We start from the raw sequence: 16,920 nt of genomic DNA, 5'->3' as shown, positions 1-16,920 counted from the left end.
AAAGCGGTCATAGCATCACAAGACATGTCCACTGTGTGCAAGCACCGCATGGAGTCGTGTTGAGGGCGTTTTGGTTTAAACATGCCGAAAAGCCCCACCCCCGTAGGGGAGGGGCCGGCGGGACCGGGCGGCCGAAAGGGTCAGAAGGGGTAGTCGGCGATCACCCAAGTGGCGAACTCGCGCCACTGGCCGGCGGCGGCCTGGTGCTCGGGGTGCTCGACGTACCGCTTGAGGGCGCCCTCGTCGGCGACCGCCGAGTTGATGGCGAAGTCGTAGGCGATCGGCCGGTCGGTGATGTTCCAGGCGCACTCCCAGAACTCCAGCTCGGGGATCTTCCCGCCGAGCTCCCGGAAGGCCTCCGCGCCGGCGACGACCCGCGGATCGTCCCGCTCGACGCCGTCGTTCAGCTTGAACAGGACCAGGTGGCGGATCATGGGGTTCTCCTACTTCACGAGCTCGGACATGAAGTCTCCGACGCCCTGCGCGGCGCTCGAAATACCTTCGAACCCTACTTGGACGAGGTCGGCGGCCCGCTCGGGCGAGGTGATGATCGTGTACAGCACGAAGACCACAATCATGTAGAGCGCGATCTTCCTCGCTTGCACCACGGCCAGCCCCGCCTCTCCCCTTCGATCACCTGTGCAGTCGGGTGATTCTAGCCGCACGTATGGCCGTATCCGCTGGCCGTTTCCGATCACTCGGGCGGCTTTCAGGGTCGAAGGACCTATTGATTCGGGCCCTTTGTCGGCGGCTGCGGCTTACGTCGAGGAGGAGGATGGGAAGCGGGCCCGCCGCACCCTCAGGAATGCGCGGGCCGAGGAACGGGACCTCCACGAGGTCCCCACCGCGTGACTTCCCCCCGACCGCGGCGAGGACCTACGGTCCCCGTTCTCACCGGGGGAAGCGGCTTGTCCCCCCGATGCCGCTTCCCCCGACCTGATGTCCGAAGGGCCCGGCGCACCGCGCCGGGCCCTTCGTGTGCCGCGTCCCTGCCGCGGGTCAGTCCTTGCGGAGGCCGGCCGCGCCGGGGGCGGTGTCCGGGGCGCCCGGCTCCGAACCGTCCCGGGGCGCCGGCACGGTGACGGCCGCGGCGGCGTCCTCCGCGGCGAGGCGCTCCATGCCGCTGGTCGTCTTGAGGGGCTTCTCCTTGATGAAGAGCACCGCGAGCAGACCGAGGAAGGCGAACGGGGTGGCGATGAGGAAGAGGTCGCCGGTCGCGACGCCGTAGGCGTGCTCGACGATGTTCTTCATCGGCTCGGGCAGCTTGGTCATGTCGGGCACGGCGCTGCCGTGTCCGCCGCCGCCCGCCACCGGGATGCCGTTCTCGGCGAGGCCCTTGGCCATCTCGTCGGCCACCCGGTTCGCGAGGATCGCGCCGAGCACGCTGGTGCCGATGGTGCCGCCGAGGCTGCGGAAGAAGGACAGCACGGAGGTCGCGGCGCCCAGCTCGTGGGCGGGCACGTCGTTCTGCGCGGCGAGCACGAGGTTCTGCATCAGCATGCCGACGCCGATGCCCATGAAGGCCATGTAGACGCTGAGCAGGCCGAAGTGGGTGTCGGCGTCGATGGTCGAGAGCAGGCCGAGGCCCGCGGTCATGACGACGGCGCCCGAGACGAGGTAGATCTTCCACTTGCCGGTCGCGGAGATGATCTGCCCGGCGATGGTGGAGGAGACCAGCAGGCCGCCGATCAGCGGGAGGCTCATGAGCCCCGCGACGGTCGGGGACTTGCCCAGCGAGATCTGGAAGTACTGGGACAGGAACACGGTTCCGGCGAACATCGCGATGCCGACGAAGAAGCTCGCCAGGGTCGTGAGCGACACCGTGCGGTTACGGAAGATGTCCAGCGGGATGATCGGCTCGGCGGCCCTGGACTCGACGAAGACCGCCGCGACCAGCAGCACCACGCCGGCGGTCACCAGGGCGGCCGTCTGCCAGGAGGCCCAGTCGAAGCTGTTGCCCGCGAGCGACGTCCAGATCAGCAGCGCGCAGACGCCCGCCACGATCAGGAAGGCGCCCAGCCAGTCGATCCGGACCTGGCGGCGCACCGTCGGGAGCTTCAGGGTGCGCTGGAGCAGCACGATCCCGGCCAGCGCGAACGGCACACCGATGAAGAAGCACCAGCGCCAGCCGAGCCACGAGGTGTCCACGAGGACACCGCCGATCAGCGGCCCCGCGACCGTGCCCACGGCGAAGACCGCGCCGAAGATGCCCGCGTACTTGCCGAGCCGGCGTGGCGGGATGATCGCCGCCATCACGATCTGGGCCAGCGCCGTGAGGCCACCGGCGCCGACGCCCTGGATGACCCGGCTGATGATCAGGGTGACGACGTCCTGTGAGAAGCCGGCCACCAGGGAGCCGACCACGAACAGGCCGAGCGACAGCTGGAGCAGCAGCTTCTGGTTGAAGAGGTCGGCGAGCTTGCCCCACAGCGGCACGGTGGCCGTCATGGCGAGCAGCTCGGAGGTCACGACCCAGGTGTACGAGGACTGGCTCGCGCCGAGGTCGGCGATGATCCGCGGCAGGGCGTTGGCGACGACCGTACCCGCGAGGATGGCGACGAACATGCCCGCCATCAGGCCGGACATCGCCTGGAGTATCTGACGGTTGGACATGGAGGTGGGCGCCTGCTCGGGCGCCTCGGTAGCGGTCACGGTGTCCTTCTTCGGTACGGGAGCAGAACGGGGTCGGTGGAGTGCGGGCGGCCGCCGGTGCGGGCCGGCCCCGCTACTCGGTGGGGCGCGGGAGTCCCTGGGCCAGCTGGGTGAAGACCTCGTGGAAGGCGTCCGCGAGCGCGGTCTCGCCCGCGCGTTCGCACCAGTGCTCCAGGGCGACCCGCAGGGCGGTCTGGGTGACGGCGGCGAGGAGCCGTGCGAAGAGAGCGGTGCCGGGGTCCTCTTCGCCGTCCGGGCCCGTGCCGTGGAGCCAGTCGGTGAGGGCGGCGGCGAGCGCCCGCTCGTCCGCCACGTGCGCCTGGAGGCCGCGGTGGATGAGGTGCGGCGAGCGCTGGAGCACCTGGGACTGCAGGGCCCACAGCTCCTGGCGGCTCTCGAAGCCGTCGAGCTCGGTGACGAGGGCGTCGCGTACGACGTCGAGCGGGTGCCGGTCGGCGGGAGCGGAGCGCACGGACTCCCTGATCCGCTCTCCCAGCTCGTCGTCGATCAGGACGAACGCGTCGTCGTGGCTGGGGAAGTAGTTGAAGAACGTCCTGGGCGAGACACCGGCGGCCTCACTGATGGCCTCGACCGTGACGTGCTCGACACCGTGCTCGGCGGCCAGCCGTACGGCCGCCTCCGCGATGGCCCGGCGCGTGGCCTGCTTCTTGCGCTCCCGCAGCCCTGGCGCGGATGTCGTGGTCTTCGGCACAACGTGCATAGTAGGCAAAGATGCACATCCTGCAAAATTATTTTCCGGGTCCGGTCCGGGTCCGGTCCGGGTCCGGGTCCGGTCCGGGTCCCGGGCGCAGCCCCGGTGACGAACCGCTGGAGCGACTTCATCGACGCCACCTCGACCGGCTGCTGGTACCTCACGGGCAACGAGGTCGCCGCCTGCGCCCAGGCCGCGAGGTGCTCGCTGGAGGACGTGCAGGAGGTACTCGACGACGGCGGCCCCGGGGCGGCGGTCCTCACGGCCGCGGTGGGCAAGGGCCATGACCGCACGTGGACCGGAGCCGTCGACGGCCTCCGCGTCCGCCAGGACGTCCACGACTTCGAGCCCGGCGGCGTCAGGACGTTCCGGGCCCGCTGAGACGGGAACCGGGGCGGAACGCAGTGAAGGGACCGACCCCCGAGAGGGTCGGTCCCTTCATTCACCAGCGGTAGCGGTGGGATTTGAACCCACGGTGACGGGTTACGCCACACTCGCTTTCGAGGCGAGCTCCTTCGGCCGCTCGGACACGCTACCGAGAGAGAGCTTAGACCATGCCGGGCCCTGGTTCGAAATCCGATTCCACGCGCCCGTCAGGGACACCCGCCGGGACGGCTCAGCGCTCCCGGAAGAACGCGGTCAGCAGCTGTGCGCAGGAGTACTCCAGGACGCCGTGGATCACCTCGGGGCGGTGGTTGAGCCTGCGGTCGCGTACGACGTCCCAGAGCGAACCCGCGGCGCCCGCCTTCTCGTCGCGGGCACCGTAGACCACCCGGTCGATCCGGGACTGGACGAGCGCGCCCGCGCACATCGTGCAGGGCTCCAGGGTGACCACGAGCGTGCAGCCGGTCAGCCGCCAGGAGCCGAGGGCCGCGGCGGCACGGCGCAGGGCCAGCACCTCGGCGTGCGCCGTCGGGTCGGCGGTCGCCTCGCGCTCGTTGTGGCCGGTGGCCAGCAGGGCACCGTCCGGGCCGAGGACGACGGCGCCGACCGGCACATCGCCGGCCGACGCCGCCTGCGCCGCCTCACTCAGGGCTCGGCGCATGGATGCCTGCCACGGGTCCCGCAGGGGATCGGGGGGAGGCGGTGAGGAGGGGGTGGGTGGTGGTGCGTTCACCCGCGGACCCTAACGGACGGCCTCCAGGACCTCGGCCGCTCCCAGCGCGTCCGCGATCTCCGCCAGCGCGTCGGTGCGCAGGGTCAGCAGATCCTTCTCGGACAGCCCGAGGTCGGCGAGGACCCCGAGATCGCCCAGCGGCCCCGCCGGTACGGCGTCGGGGTCGTCCTCCAGGTCGGGTTCGGTGACAGCGTGGCCGGCCCGGCCGTCACCGCTGTCCTGGGCTTCGTCCGGCTCGCCGTCCTCCGTACCGTCGAGGTCGACGAGCTCCTCGAGTGCGGCGATCTCGTCCTCGGCCCCCGGTTCGCGGCCGAGCAGTTCATCGGTGAGCAGGATCTCCCCGTACGAGGAGCGGGCGGCGGCGGACGCGTCCGAGACGTAGATACGGGGGTCCTCCTCACCGTCCACCCGGACGACGCCGAACCAGGCGTCCTCCTGCTCGATGTAGACGAGGACCGTGTCCTCGTCCACCGAGGCCTCACGGGCCAGATCCGTCAGGTCGGACAGGGTTTCCACATCGTCGAGCTCTGTATCGCTCGCTTCCCACCCGTCTTCGGTGCGCGCGAGCAGTGCGGCGAAGTACACCGTGACTCTCCCACTGGTCATAGGTGAATCGGTCCGACGGGAGGGCAGACGGTCATCCGGCTGCTCTGGGTCCCGCCCAATCGGCATCGTGGCAGAAACGAGCGCGATGCGAGACCTCTTCGACCGTTGCGTCGGCCATCAGTTCCTGGAGCGGGTGCCGGCTGACGGTGTTCACCAGGGCCGCGCCGGGGCCGCCGGGCGGCCCCGGCGGACGGTCTCACCAGCGGAACGTACGCATCCGCATCTGTTGGCGCATACGGGCCGCGCGGGCCCGGCGCGGCTGGACCCGGTCGCGCAACTGCTTCGCCTCGTGGAGCTCACGGAGGAACTGCGCCCTGCGCCTGCGGCGCGCCGCATCACTCTCCTGCGCGTCCGGCACGTTCTCCTGAGCCTCGGGCAGGTCGCGCGCGTCGCGTCCGGCCCGCCGCTGATCCCGCCGCTCCCCGTCGCGCAATCGACACACCACCCCAAGCCCGGGTCCGTATGCACCCCACCTTCCCCCCGAACAGGTGCTTGATGCCAGTGCGGACCGGCGGGAACCCGGTCCGGGGCCCGGTTACTGTTGACGGCATGCGGATCCACGTCGTCGACCACCCGCTGGTGGCGCACAAACTCACCACGCTGCGCGACAAGCGCACCGACTCCCCGACCTTCCGGCGGCTCGCCGACGAGCTGGTCACCCTCCTCGCCTACGAGGCCACCAGGGATGTGCGGACCGAGCAGGTCGACATCGAGACCCCGGTGACGCCCACGACCGGGGTGAAGCTGTCGCATCCGCGTCCCCTGGTCGTCCCGATCCTGCGCGCCGGTCTCGGCATGCTGGACGGCATGGTGCGGCTGCTCCCGACCGCCGAGGTCGGCTTCCTGGGCATGATCCGCAACGAGGAGACGCTCCAGGCGGAGACGTACGCGACGCGGATGCCCGAGGACCTCTCCGGCCGTCAGGTCTACGTCCTGGACCCGATGCTGGCCACCGGAGGCACGCTCGTCGCGGCCATCCGGGAGCTGATCAAGCGCGGTGCGGACGATGTCACCGCGGTCGTGCTGCTGGCGGCGCCCGAGGGCGTCGAGGTGATGGAGCGCGAGCTGGCGGGGACGCCGGTCACGGTCGTCACGGCCTCGGTCGACGAGCGGCTCAACGAGAACGGCTACATCGTGCCCGGGCTCGGCGACGCCGGCGACCGGATGTACGGCACCGTCGACTAGACAGGGCCGCCCCGGCCTCCCGGCCGGGACGCGCCGCCGGACAGCCCCGGCCGCCTCAGCAGGAGGACGGTGCCGGGGCCGGCTTCGCCAGCGCCGTGAGCGCCGACGCGGCGGCCGCGGGCGTGCTGAACGCCTTGAACTTCGTGCCGATGATCAGGTCGACGTCCGTGGTCCTGCGGGTGTCGGTCTTCTGCGCCGCTCCCGGCAGCTGTGTGGCGAGCACCGGGAACGAACCGTTCATGGCGGTCGGACCGCCGAGCAGCATCCCGGTGCCGGGCACCTTCTTGTCGTAGGCGGCCGGGGCGTTGTCCACCTTGCCGATGGCGAAGCCACGCTTCTTGAGCTCGTCCGCCGCGGCCTTGGCGAGCCCGCTGCGGGGCGTCGCGTTGTAGATGTTGACCTTGATGGCGGCCGGCTTCGGCAGCGCCTTCGCGGGCGCCGAGGCGCTCGGGGAGGGGCAGGCCTTCGGGTGGGCGGCGGCGTTGGCCTGCTTGTCGCCGCCGGTGAAGACGTCGATGAGCTGGAGCGTGCCCCAACCGGCCAGGCCGAGGGCCACCACGGCGGCGGCCGCCGAGAGCACCAGCTTGCGGCGATTGCGGGGGCGGCGCATGCGGGGGTAGGTGTTACCCGTGATGCGGTACTTTCCGCCCATGCCGGGAGGGGTGAGCATGCTCATGGGCGCAGCGTAGTGCGACCTGGTGATGATGCCTACTAAACGATCAACCTATGGCACCCGAACGTGCATAAAAGCACTCGAAAGGCCCGAAATGCTCCACGGGTGGGTGTGGCGCGTTCAGCCCATCTCGAGCACGCGTGCGTGCAGCACCTGGCGCTGCTGGAGGGCGGCGCGCACCGCGCGGTGCAGCCCGTCCTCGAGGTAGAGATCGCCCTGCCATTTCACGACGTGGGCGAAGAGGTCGCCGTAGAACGTGGAGTCCTCGGCGAGCAGGGTCTCGAGGTCCAGCTGGCCCTTGGTGGTCACGAGCTGGTCCAGGCGGACCGGACGCGGCGCGACATCCGCCCACTGTCGGGTGCTTTCCCGGCCGTGGTCGGGATATGGCCGCCCATTTCCGATGCGCTTGAAGATCACACGGAAAGCCTACCGGGCAAGGGGCTCCGGGCGCAGCCACGGAACACGACCGGAATGCCGTTCGAAACGCTACAGAACGGGATGAATCGCCGTTCGGTCTGTCATGTTTGCGGGGCATGTTCGTGTCGGTGCCCTGGTGGCTGCGCGGTGACGGCCCGGTGAAGCCCGGGTGCGTCGCTCCCCGCGGGACGGGTGGGGTCCGGAGCCCGCGGAGAGCGAGGTGCGTCAGCCGGTGACGCCGTGCGCGTGGCCCTCCCGCAGCCCGCCGCTGTTCCTGGCCTCGCCGGAGGCCGGAGCGGCCGGCACCGGCCGGCTCAGGGAGCTCAGGTCGTGCGCGTAGGTGCCCACGGCGTGGGCGATCACGTCGATGTTGGTGTCGAAGTGCTTCATGTCGACGTTGTCGAGGTCGTCGCAGGCCGCGTGGTAGCAGGGGTCGTACGCGAGGCCGGCCTCTCCGCCGTACGTCTCGGCCTGCTCGGCCGTCTTGATGCCCTCGGCGCCGGTGTCGGTGCCGCCGGCGGGGATGCCGGCCTCGATGAACGGGCCGTAGTCGGAGCGGCCGGTGAAGTCCGTGCCGGTGTGCGGCTCGTCCCTGCTGTCCAGGAACGCGTTGATGTCGCGCTCCAGCTGGGCGGACCCCTCGGGGCCGGGTCCCGCTCCGGTGCCGTCGGAGTCGTCGCCGTCGAAGACGAACTGCGCGCCGTTCGGGGAGGCGATCATGTCGAAGTTGAGGTAGAGCGCGATCTTCCCGCGCTGTGCCTCGGAGAGCTTCGCGACGTACGCCTCCGAGCCCAGCAGCCCGTTCTCCTCCGCCGACCACCAGGCGAACCGCACCTTGTTGACGGGTGTCCGGTGGGACTCGGCCAGTTCCAGGGCGACTTCGAGGAGTCCGGCCGAGCCGGAGGCGTTGTCGTTGATGCCGGGACCGTCGGTGACCGAGTCGAGGTGCGCGCCGAGCATGACCGTCTTCGACGCGTCACCCCCGGGCGTCTCGGCCACGACGTTGCGGGTGGTGCGCTCCTCCTGGAACTCGCGGATCTCGAAGGAGACCGTCACCTCGCCCTGCGCCAGGTCCGCGACCAGCTTCTCGCCCTCGTCCTGGGTGAGTCCGCCTGTGGGGATCCTTCCGGCCTCGGCGTCCCCGAGGGTCCCGGAGAGGACTCCTTCGGTGTTGTTGTAGACGACCGCACCGGCCGCGCCCGCATCCGCGGCCGCCGCCTGCTTCTCCGCGAAGGAGCAGCCGCCCCGCTTGATGAGGGCGATCTTCCCGGTGAACGCGGCGGAGGCGTAGTCGGCCGCCTCGCAGCCGGTGGTGTCGTCGACGGGGACGGCGGCGAGAGCGGCCGTGATGCCCCCCTCGGCGGTGGAGGCGGTGTACGTCATCGCCCGGATGGAGATGTCCCGGGGGGTGGGGGAGACCACGGCGAGCTTCTCGGCGAGGGTCTCGGTGTAGAGGAAGTCGAACGCCTGGTAGCCGACCCGGTATCCGGCCTTCCGGAGCAGCCGGTGGACGTAGGCGGCGGAGGCGTCGTGGCCGGGCGAACCGGCCGCGCGGTGTCCGTCCGCCGAGTCGGCTATGGCCTGGAACCGTTCCAGATGCCGGTAGGCGTCCTTGGCGGAGGAGTTCTTGACCAGCTGCCGGGAGAGCTTGGCGGCGTCCTTGGCCGGGTCCTGCGACCCGTGTCCGTGGTCCGGGGACGCGGCGAGGAGAAGCGGTGCGGCCAAGGCGGTGGCGGCCACGACTGCCACGGCTCTGCGACGGTGTGCGTGCACAGGAGTCCTTCCGGTGTGAACGGATGTGGGGGGAAGCTAGCGATCCGGCCGGTGTCTGTGAACAGGTGTGGCCGTTCCTGACCGGGTGCATGGCTGGTTCTGTACGGGTGGGGGTACGGGCCGTGGCACGGATGCAGGGTGCGGTCGTGCGGACCGGACGCCGTCCCGGCTCGGCCGGGCCGCCCGGCCGTTCGCGGTCATGCGGACCGGCCTGCCGCCTTGGCCGCCGCCTTCGCCTGCTGTTTGAAGGCCCGCACCTCGGCGAGCGAGTCGGGGCCGGTGATGTCGGCCACCGACCGGTGCGAGCCCTCCTCGCCGTACGCTCCTGCGGCTTCCCGCCAGCCCGTCGGACGCACGCCGAACTGCTTGCCCAGCAGGGCCAGGAAGATCTGCGCCTTCTGGGCCCCGAAACCGGGCAGGGCATTGAGCCGTTTCCGCAGCTCGGCCCCTGTGGCGGCGTCCGCCCAGACCGCTTCCGCCCGCCCGTCGTACTCCGCCACCAGGAACTGGCAGAGCTGCTGCACCCGCTTGGCCATGGAGCCCGGGTACCGGTGCAGGGCCGGCTTCGCGGTGAACAGCTCGGTGAAGGCCTCGGGGTCGTGGGCGGCGATCTCCCGGGCGTCCAGATCGTCCCCGCCCATGCGCCGGGCCAGTGTGAGAGGCCCGGTGAACGCCCATTCCATCGGCACCTGCTGGTCCAGCAGCATGCCGACGAGGGCGGCCAGCGGACTGCGGCCCAGCAGCGCGTCCGCGTCGGGCTCCTGGGCGATCCGTACGGTGCGGGCCTTGCCGCTGTCGCTCGTGGTCATGTATTCGATGATCGCGAGGGAGTCCGGGATCGGCGACTCGGTCACCACGGCGGCGGTGGTCCGCCTACGCGGGGCTCCCACCGGCCGGCGGCAGGAGCCGGGCGGCCCTCATCCGCAGGTAGCGGGCCTCGGGTGCGCTCAGTGTGCGGCCCGCCGCCCGCCGGTAGGCCGCGTGTGCGGCCTCGTGGTCCCCCGCCCTCTCCAGCAGATGGGCCCGCACGGCGTCCAGCCGGTGGTGTCCCGCCAACCTGTCCTCCAGGGCGGAGACGGCTGCCAGCCCCGCCTCGGGTCCCTGCACCATGGCCAGGGCCACCGCCCTGCTCAGCTCGGCCATCGGCTCCGGGGACCGGTGAACGAGGAGGTCGTACAGCGCGAGGATCTGGGGCCAGTCGGTGTCCTCGGCCCGGGCCGCCTCGTCGTGCAGCGCGGCGATCGCCGCCTGAAGCTGGTAGGCCCCGGCCGGACCCCGGGACAGGGCCTCCTCCACCAGGGCGGTGCCCTCCGCGACGGCCGCGCGGTCCCAGCGGGCGCGGTCCTGCTCGTCGAGCGGGATCAGCTCACCCTGCGGTCCGGTGCGCGCCCCGCTGCGGGCCTCGGTGAGCAGCATCAGCGCCAGCAGCCCGGTCACCCGCCCGTCCCGGGGCAGCAGCCCGCGTACCGCACGGGTCAGCCGGATCGCCTCCCGGGCCAGGTCGGCGCGGTGCAGGTCGCTGCCGGACGTCGCGGTGTACCCCTCGTTGAAGATCAGGTAGAGCACCTGGAGCACCGCGCCGAGACGCTGGTCGCGGTCGGCGGGGCCGGGCTGCCGGAACGGCTCGCCCCGGACCTTCTGCTTGGCGCGGCTGATCCGCTGCGCCATCGTCGCCTCGGGCACCAGATGGGCGCGGGCGATCTCGGCCGTCGTCAGTCCGCCGACGGCGCGCAGCGTCAGCGCGACCTGGGCGGCGGGGGAGAGCGCGGGGTGGCAGCAGAGGAAGAGCAGGGTGAGCGTGTCGTCGGCGGACGGCGCCCGGCTCTCCCCGGGGGGCGGGGCGGTGAAGGCGTCGCGCGGGGTGAGTGCCGCGGCCGTCGCCTCACGCCGCCGCCGCGCGGAGTCGCTGCGCAGCTGGTCCGTCAGCCGCCTGGACGCGGTCCTGATGAGCCAGCCGCGCGGATTGCCGGGCACCCCCTCGGCAGGCCACTGCCGGCACGCCGCGAGCATCGCCTCCTGCACCGCGTCCTCCGCCGTGTCGAAGTGCCCGTAGCGGCGGACGAGCGCGCCGAGGACCTGCGGCGCGTGATGGCGCAGCAGGTCCTCGATGCCGGCCGGCGTGCCGTTCACGCGGTCCCTCCCGGCGGAGCGTCGGCGTCCTACGCGGGGGCGCCGTCGTCGATCGGACGGATCAGCACCGGGTAGACGGGCGCGCCCTCGGGCTGCGGACACTCCTGGATGCGCGCCGCGATCTCGGTGACCCTCTCCAGACTCGCGCAGTCGAGCACCCAGTACCCGGCGAGCTGCTCCTTGGTCTCGCCGTAGGGGCCGTCCGTGACCACCGGCCTGCCGTCCGCGCCCGGCAGCACCGAGCGGGTCCTGGCGGGTTCGGTCAGGCCCTGGCCCTCGACCAGCTCACCCGACTCGGCCAGGTCGTTGTTGAGGTTTCCCATGAAGGCGAACATCGCCTGCACGTCCTCCTTGCTCCAGGCGGGGCTCCCGGCCGACGGCTTGCCGCTCATGGCCTCGTAGTCGGCCTGCGAACCCTGGACCATCACGAGGTACTTCATGGTGTCCTCCTCGGCTTCCCGGTCGCCGCCCCTCGTGGGCGACTCTCACAGGGGACGTCGGAGCCGTCGGCCGGTCCTCGACACCACGCGGGAAGTTTTCCGGAATCACTCCGCCGCGCGGGTCCGGATGCCGCCCCCGTAGAGTTCGGCTGCGTCGTCCCACCAACCCCGAGGTACCGGCTGTGTCACCCGTGTCACCACCGCCCGCCGTCCCGGCGTCCGCGTCCGCCGTGAGCGTCGTGGGGATCGGCGCCGACGGCTGGGCCGGTCTTCCGGAGAGCGCCCGCGCGGTGCTCCTGGACGCGGAGGTCCTGATCGGCGGCGAACGCCAACTGGCTCTGCTCCCACCGGAATGCCGGGGCCTGCGGGAGCCCTGGCCGTCGCCTCTGCGGCCCGCCGTGCGTGGCCTGATCGCCGCCCACGCGGGGAGCAGGACCGCGGTGCTGGCCAGCGGCGACCCCATGTTCTACGGCATCGGCCGGGCCCTCACCGAGGAGCTGGGCGCCGGGGCGCTGCACGTCCTGCCGCACCCCTCCTCGGTGTCGTACGCCTGCGCCCGGCTCGGCTGGCCGGTGGAGGACACCGGGACCGTCACCCTCGTCGGGCGGCCCACCGCCCGGCTGGCCTCCGCGCTGCACGACGGGCGCCGGCTGCTGGTGCTGTCCGCGGACGCGGCCACGCCCGCCGCCGTGGCCGCGCTCCTGCGCGACCGGGGTTTCGGGCCCAGCCGGATGCGGGTGCTGGAACAGCTCGGTTCCCCGGCCGAGGACTGCCTGGACGGCATCGCCGACACCTGGGAGCACCCTCCCGGCGATCCGCTCAACATCGTCGCGGTGGAGTGCCGGCGCACCCCGGGGACCCTGCGCCTCGGAGCCGTGCCCGGGCTTCCCGACGAGGCGTACGAACACGACGGGCAGCTCACCAAGCGCCATGTGCGGGCGGCCACGCTCGGCGTGCTCGCGCCCGCCCCCGGTGAACTCCTCTGGGACGTCGGCGGAGGCTCCGGGTCCATCGCCGCGGAGTGGATGCGGACCCATCCGTCCTGTCGAGCCGTGACCGTCGAACGCGATCCGGCACGGGCGGCGCGCATCGCCCGCAACGCCGACCGGCTCGGCGTCCCCGGGCTGCGCGTGGTCACCGGGCGCGCACCGGACGCCCTGGCCGGACTGCCGGAGCCCGACGCGGTGTTCATCGGCGGCGGACTGACCGCACCCGGGCTGCTCGACGCCTGCTGGGAGGCGCTGCCCCCGGGCGGCCGGCTGGTCGCCAACACGGTGACACTGGAGTCGGAGGCGCTCCTCGCCGCGTGGTACCGGCGGCTCGGCGGCGAACTGGTCCGCCTCGCCGTGGCCCACGCCGTGCCCGTCGGGGGGTTCACCGGCTGGCGTCAGGCCATGCCCGTCACCCAGTGGTCCGTACAGAAGCCCTCGCACGCGCCCGACCCCTCGCACGCCCCCGACCCCTCGCACGCTCCCGACCCCTCGCACGCTCCCGACCCCTCGCACGCCCCAGGAGACGACAGATGACCGTGTACTTCATCGGTGCGGGACCCGGCGCCGCCGACCTGATCACGGTGCGCGGCGCCCGCGTCCTCGCCGCCAGCCCGGTGTGCCTGTACGCGGGAAGCCTGGTCCCCCGCGAGCTGCTCGACGCCTGCCCGCCCGGCGCGCGGCTCGTGGACACGGCCCTGCTGGACATCGACCAGATCACCGCGGAGCTGGTGCGGGCCCACGAGGAGGGCCACGACGTGGCCCGGCTGCACTCCGGCGACCCGTCGGTCTTCAGCGCCGTGAACGAGCAGATGCACCGCCTCGACGCGGCCGGCGTGCCGTACGAGGTGGTGCCCGGGGTGCCCGCCTTCGCTGCTGCCGCGGCGGCGCTCAAGCGGGAGCTGACGGTGCCCACGGTCGGCCAGACCGTGATCCTCACCCGGATCGCCCAGCGGGCCACGGCCATGCCGAAGGGCGAGGACCTGGCCACGCTCGGCCGCAGCGGCGCGCTGATCGTGCTGCACCTCGCCGCGCGTTACGTGGACCGCGTGGTCGACGAACTGCTGCCGCACTACGGGGCGGACTGCCCCGCCGCCGTGGTAGCCATGGCCTCGCGCCCGGACGAGATCGTCCTGCGCGGGACGCTGGACTCCATCGCCGGGCAGGTGAAGGAGGCAGGGGTCATCCGGACCGCGGTGATCATGGTCGGCCGGACGCTGGGCGCGGAGCAGTTCCGCGACAGCCACCTCTACTCCCCGGCGCGGGACCGCCACAGCTGCTGACGTTCGGTCCTCGGGCGGGGCGGCGGGCTGATCCTCGCGTGGGGCGGCGTTCGGGTCCTCGCGTGGGGCGGCGTTCGGGTCGTTGCGCGGCGCGGCGGTCGGGTCCTCGCGCGGGGCAGCGGGCTGGGTTCTGCGCCGCGGGACGGCGGTCGGGTCGTCGCGCGGGGCCGCGGGCGGGACGGACGCTCCCGCCCGCGCTCAGCGCACCTCGCTGCGCCCGACGACGGCTCCCGCCCGGTCGATGCAGATGACGTCCACCGCGACCGGTGCTCCTCGCAGGACCGACAGTGCCTGGTCGCGGGCCGCCACCGCGACCAGGTCGCCGAGCGGCACCCCCGCAGCCATGCACAACTGAAGTGCCGCGAGGCCGGTGTTGGCGACCTCGATCTCCCCCGCCAGCGCCTCGCTCGCGCCGCCCTGGCGCGCCAGACGCGCCAGGAACGGCTTGTCGACCTGGGAACGGCCCGAGTGCAGGTCCAGATGCCCGGCGGCCAGCTTCGACAGCTTGGCGAACCCGCCGCAGACGGTCAGCCGCTCCACGGGGTGCCGGCGCACGTACTTCAGGACGGCGCCCGCGAAGTCCCCCATGTCCAGCAGGGCGATCTCCGGCAGTCCGTACTCGGCCACCACCGTCTTCTCCGAGGTCGAACCCGTGCACCCCGCGACATGGCGGTGTCCGGCCGCGAGCGCCACGTCCACCCCGCGGCGGATCGAGTCGATCCAGGCCGAGCAGGAGTACGGCACCACGATGCCCGTCGTGCCAAGGATCGAGATCCCGCCCAGGATGCCCAGGCGAATGTTCCACGTGAAACGTGCGATCTCCTCGCCGTCGTCCACCGAGACGGTGATCTCGGCATCGCCGGTGCCGCCGTGCTCCTCCGCCACCCGCGCGATGTGCTCCCTCATCATCCGGCGGGGGACGGGGTTGATCGCGGGCTCCCCGACGTCGAGCGGCAGCCCGGGGAGCGTCACCGTACCCACGCCGGGTCCCGCCCGGAACACCACGCCGGACCCGGCGGGCAGCAGCCGCACGGTGGACCGCACCAGGGCGCCGTGGGTGACGTCGGGATCGTCGCCCGCGTCCTTGACCACCCCGGCCGTGGCCTGCCCGTCGCCGAGCTCCTCCACCGCCAGGGCGAAGGCGGGGGTCTGGCCCTTGGGCAGGGTGATGGTCACCGGATCGGGGAACTCACCGGTCAGCAGGGCGGTGTACGCGGCTGTGGCCGCCGCCGTCGCGCACGCCCCGGTCGTCCATCCCGGCCGCAGACCGGTGTGCTTGAGTTGGGCGGCGCGCCCGCCCTGCGCCTCACTGCTCATGGATGGACCGATCGGATGCCCTTGCACGTACTCGTCCTCGGCGGCACGACGGAGGCCCGCCGGCTGGCGGAGTCCCTGGTGGCCGTGGACGGGTTCCGGGTGACCAGCTCGCTCGCCGGCCGGGTCGCCCGGCCGAGGCTGCCGCCCGGTGAGGTGCGCGTCGGCGGCTTCGGCGGTGCCGAGGGCATGGCCGAGTGGCTCCGCGCACACCACGTGGATGCGGTCATCGATGCCACTCATCCCTTCGCCGGAACGATCAGTTTCAACGCGGCCTCGGCGGCCACCGCTGTCCATGTTCCCCTGCTGGCCCTCCGGCGGCCCGGCTGGGTACCCGTGGAGGGGGACCGGTGGCACCTCACCGACTCCCTCACGGGCGCGGCGGAGCTGCTGCCGGGTCTGGGCTCACGTGTCTTCCTCACCACCGGGCGCATGGGCCTGGGGGCGTTCGCCGCCCTGGACGCGCTGTGGTTCCTGGTGCGCTCGGTGGACGCCCCCGACGCCCCCCATCCCGCGCGGACGGAGGTCCTGCTCGACCGGGGCCCGTTCTCCCTGGCGGGCGAGCGGGAGCTGATCCGGCGTCACCGTGTCGACGTCCTGGTCACCAAGGACAGCGGCGGCGACGCGACCGCGCCCAAGCTCACCGCCGCCCGCGAGGCCGGGATCCCCGTGGTCGTGGTCGCCAGGCCGCCGGTCCCTCCAGGTGTGCCGGTGGCCGGGACGCCGGAGGAGGCGCTCGCCCTGCTGCGGACCCTCACGGGACGGTGACCCGCCGGAAGGCCGGCCCGACAGCGGCCTGCACCGGTGTGCAGGCCCCCCTGCATACCGGTGCTCACGGTGCTCACCGGGCCGGAAGCACGTGCTCCGCCACGCGGCGGGCGAGATGCACGGTGACGTCGGCCGTGACCTCGACCGTTCCGGGAAGGACCCGCATGATCCGTCCGAGGACCTGCTCCCGCCGGGCGGCGGGCAGGACGAGATAGGCCGAGACCGTCGAGAGAAGGCCGACGTAGTCGCGGGCTCCCATGGTCAGGCGGTGCTCGACCACGGACTGCTGGACATCCGTGAACCACTCGGATCCCCGGAGCTCCGTGCCCGGCCACTGCATGGCGTCCTGCGGCGGTGTCCCGTCCGGGGACGGCACCTCGTCGCTCCCCATGAAGGGGGCCCGGGCCGCGCGTACGGCTTCCCGCACCGCCGCGTCGGAGAGCTGGACCGGCCCGCCGAACGAGGCGAACACACCGCCCGGCTCCAGCAGTCCGGCCATGCGCGGCCACCGGCCCGCCGGGGCGGTCCAGTGCAGCGCGGCCGCCGCGAAGACCAGTTCGTACCGGGCCCCCGTGCGCAGGTCCTCGAACGCGGACCGTACGGTCCTGACCCCCGCCGGGGCATGCCGACGCAGCTCGGCGAGCATGGCCTCGTCGGGCTCGGTCGCGGTGACCGCGATGCCCCGGCCGGCGAACAGGCGGGTCGCCTTGCCCGTCCCGGCGCCGATCTCCAGGGCGGTCCGGACCGGCCCGTGCGCGTACTCCAGCACTCTGTCGACGAGTTCCACGGTGTACCCGGGCCGGAACCGCTCGTACGCCTGAGCGGCCGGCCCGAAACTCAGCGCGCGATCGGCCATGGCGG

At 72.4% G+C, this 16,920-nt stretch carries 20 protein-coding genes and 1 tRNA gene; 5 read left to right on the top strand and 16 right to left on the bottom strand.

All coding sequences use genetic code 11. The features are described from left to right. Window positions 1-140 precede the first annotated feature (140 nt). The 4 genes from ACFC51_RS24665 to ACFC51_RS24650 form a co-directional block, all read right to left on the bottom strand. Complete coding sequence (locus ACFC51_RS24665; protein WP_376530807.1) at window positions 141-434, bottom strand: Dabb family protein; 294 nt, start codon at window positions 432-434, stop codon at window positions 141-143. Between the two features lie 9 nt (window positions 435-443). After that, on the bottom strand, window positions 444-608 hold the full coding sequence (locus tag ACFC51_RS24660; protein WP_376368441.1) for a hypothetical protein: 165 nt from the start codon (window positions 606-608) through the stop codon (window positions 444-446). 391 nt (window positions 609-999) lie between these two features. Continuing rightward, entirely contained in the window at window positions 1,000-2,613 is a 1,614-nt protein-coding gene (locus ACFC51_RS24655; protein WP_376530918.1) for an MDR family MFS transporter, read from the bottom strand. A 112-nt stretch (window positions 2,614-2,725) separates the two neighbouring features. Then, window positions 2,726-3,373, bottom strand: coding sequence for a TetR/AcrR family transcriptional regulator (locus ACFC51_RS24650; RefSeq protein WP_376368443.1), 648 nt, complete (start codon window positions 3,371-3,373; stop codon window positions 2,726-2,728). A gap of 96 nt (window positions 3,374-3,469) precedes the next feature. Between ACFC51_RS24650 and ACFC51_RS24645 the strand changes: the two genes are divergently transcribed. Then, window positions 3,470-3,745 carry a hypothetical protein gene (locus ACFC51_RS24645; protein WP_376530804.1) on the top strand — a complete coding sequence of 92 codons (276 nt, stop codon included), beginning with the start codon at window positions 3,470-3,472 and terminating at the stop codon, window positions 3,743-3,745. A 68-nt stretch (window positions 3,746-3,813) separates the two neighbouring features. Here the strand turns inward: ACFC51_RS24645 and ACFC51_RS24640 are convergent. From ACFC51_RS24640 to ACFC51_RS24625, 4 genes are all read right to left on the bottom strand, one after another. Then, window positions 3,814-3,901, bottom strand: a tRNA-Ser gene (locus tag ACFC51_RS24640). Between the two features lie 79 nt (window positions 3,902-3,980). Beyond that, on the bottom strand, window positions 3,981-4,409 hold the full coding sequence (gene tadA, locus ACFC51_RS24635; RefSeq protein ID WP_376530801.1) for a tRNA adenosine(34) deaminase TadA: 429 nt from the start codon (window positions 4,407-4,409) through the stop codon (window positions 3,981-3,983). A gap of 81 nt (window positions 4,410-4,490) precedes the next feature. Next, window positions 4,491-5,066: a hypothetical protein gene (locus ACFC51_RS24630; RefSeq protein ID WP_376368488.1), complete on the bottom strand. Its 576-nt coding sequence runs from the start codon at window positions 5,064-5,066 to the stop codon at window positions 4,491-4,493. A 217-nt stretch (window positions 5,067-5,283) separates the two neighbouring features. After that, window positions 5,284-5,520 (bottom strand): hypothetical protein, encoded by a 237-nt coding sequence (locus ACFC51_RS24625; protein WP_376368449.1) that lies wholly within the window; start codon window positions 5,518-5,520, stop codon window positions 5,284-5,286. Window positions 5,521-5,636: 116 nt separating this feature from the next. Here ACFC51_RS24625 and upp point away from each other — a divergent pair, with 116 nt between their 5' ends. Beyond that, on the top strand, window positions 5,637-6,272 hold the full coding sequence (gene upp / locus ACFC51_RS24620; protein ID WP_073750868.1) for a uracil phosphoribosyltransferase: 636 nt from the start codon (window positions 5,637-5,639) through the stop codon (window positions 6,270-6,272). 55 nt (window positions 6,273-6,327) lie between these two features. On the opposite strand, the gene ACFC51_RS24615 is transcribed toward upp, so the two are convergent. The 6 genes from ACFC51_RS24615 to ACFC51_RS24590 all read right to left on the bottom strand — a co-directional run bounded on the left by ACFC51_RS24615 (window position 6,328) and on the right by ACFC51_RS24590 (window position 11,705). Continuing rightward, window positions 6,328-6,924 carry a LytR C-terminal domain-containing protein gene (locus ACFC51_RS24615; RefSeq protein ID WP_376368489.1) on the bottom strand — a complete coding sequence of 199 codons (597 nt, stop codon included), beginning with the start codon at window positions 6,922-6,924 and terminating at the stop codon, window positions 6,328-6,330. A 141-nt stretch (window positions 6,925-7,065) separates the two neighbouring features. Continuing rightward, window positions 7,066-7,362, bottom strand: a complete 297-nt coding sequence (locus tag ACFC51_RS24610; RefSeq protein WP_014155093.1) for a type II toxin-antitoxin system VapB family antitoxin — start codon at window positions 7,360-7,362, stop codon at window positions 7,066-7,068. Window positions 7,363-7,587: 225 nt separating this feature from the next. Further along, entirely contained in the window at window positions 7,588-9,135 is a 1,548-nt protein-coding gene (locus tag ACFC51_RS24605; RefSeq protein ID WP_376530799.1) for a M28 family metallopeptidase, read from the bottom strand. Window positions 9,136-9,332: 197 nt separating this feature from the next. After that, the gene (locus ACFC51_RS24600) at window positions 9,333-9,944 is read right to left on the bottom strand and encodes an HhH-GPD-type base excision DNA repair protein (protein ID WP_376368453.1); all 612 of its coding nucleotides are present in this window, start codon (window positions 9,942-9,944) and stop codon (window positions 9,333-9,335) included. Between the two features lie 64 nt (window positions 9,945-10,008). Next, window positions 10,009-11,265 carry an RNA polymerase sigma factor gene (locus tag ACFC51_RS24595; RefSeq protein ID WP_376530797.1) on the bottom strand — a complete coding sequence of 419 codons (1,257 nt, stop codon included), beginning with the start codon at window positions 11,263-11,265 and terminating at the stop codon, window positions 10,009-10,011. A gap of 29 nt (window positions 11,266-11,294) precedes the next feature. After that, on the bottom strand, window positions 11,295-11,705 hold the full coding sequence (locus ACFC51_RS24590; RefSeq protein WP_376530794.1) for a YciI family protein: 411 nt from the start codon (window positions 11,703-11,705) through the stop codon (window positions 11,295-11,297). A 182-nt stretch (window positions 11,706-11,887) separates the two neighbouring features. Between ACFC51_RS24590 and cbiE the strand changes: the two genes are divergently transcribed. Further along, the gene (cbiE, locus tag ACFC51_RS24585; protein ID WP_376368458.1) at window positions 11,888-13,231 is read left to right on the top strand and encodes a precorrin-6y C5,15-methyltransferase (decarboxylating) subunit CbiE; all 1,344 of its coding nucleotides are present in this window, start codon (window positions 11,888-11,890) and stop codon (window positions 13,229-13,231) included. Beyond that, on the top strand, window positions 13,228-13,977 hold the full coding sequence (gene cobM, locus ACFC51_RS24580; RefSeq protein ID WP_376368460.1) for a precorrin-4 C(11)-methyltransferase: 750 nt from the start codon (window positions 13,228-13,230) through the stop codon (window positions 13,975-13,977). The genes cbiE and cobM overlap by 4 nt, the downstream gene beginning before the upstream one ends. 198 nt (window positions 13,978-14,175) lie before the next feature. On the opposite strand, the gene ACFC51_RS24575 is transcribed toward cobM, so the two are convergent. Beyond that, window positions 14,176-15,294, bottom strand: a complete 1,119-nt coding sequence (locus tag ACFC51_RS24575; RefSeq protein WP_376368462.1) for a cobalt-precorrin-5B (C(1))-methyltransferase — start codon at window positions 15,292-15,294, stop codon at window positions 14,176-14,178. 15 nt (window positions 15,295-15,309) lie between these two features. On the opposite strand from ACFC51_RS24575, the gene ACFC51_RS24570 reads away from it, so the two are divergent. Then, entirely contained in the window at window positions 15,310-16,059 is a 750-nt protein-coding gene (locus tag ACFC51_RS24570; RefSeq protein ID WP_376530791.1) for a cobalt-precorrin-6A reductase, read from the top strand. Between the two features lie 73 nt (window positions 16,060-16,132). Here ACFC51_RS24570 and ACFC51_RS24565 read toward each other — a convergent pair whose 3' ends face one another. Continuing rightward, window positions 16,133-16,915 carry a class I SAM-dependent methyltransferase gene (locus ACFC51_RS24565; RefSeq protein ID WP_376530789.1) on the bottom strand — a complete coding sequence of 261 codons (783 nt, stop codon included), beginning with the start codon at window positions 16,913-16,915 and terminating at the stop codon, window positions 16,133-16,135. Between the last annotated feature and the right edge of the window lie 5 nt (window positions 16,916-16,920).

Source organism: Streptomyces sp. NPDC055962 (genome assembly GCF_042270185.1).
GTDB lineage: Bacteria > Actinomycetota > Actinomycetes > Streptomycetales > Streptomycetaceae > Streptomyces.
Note: the sequence above shows the minus strand (reverse complement) of the source record. Positions and strands in the feature narration are given on the sequence as shown.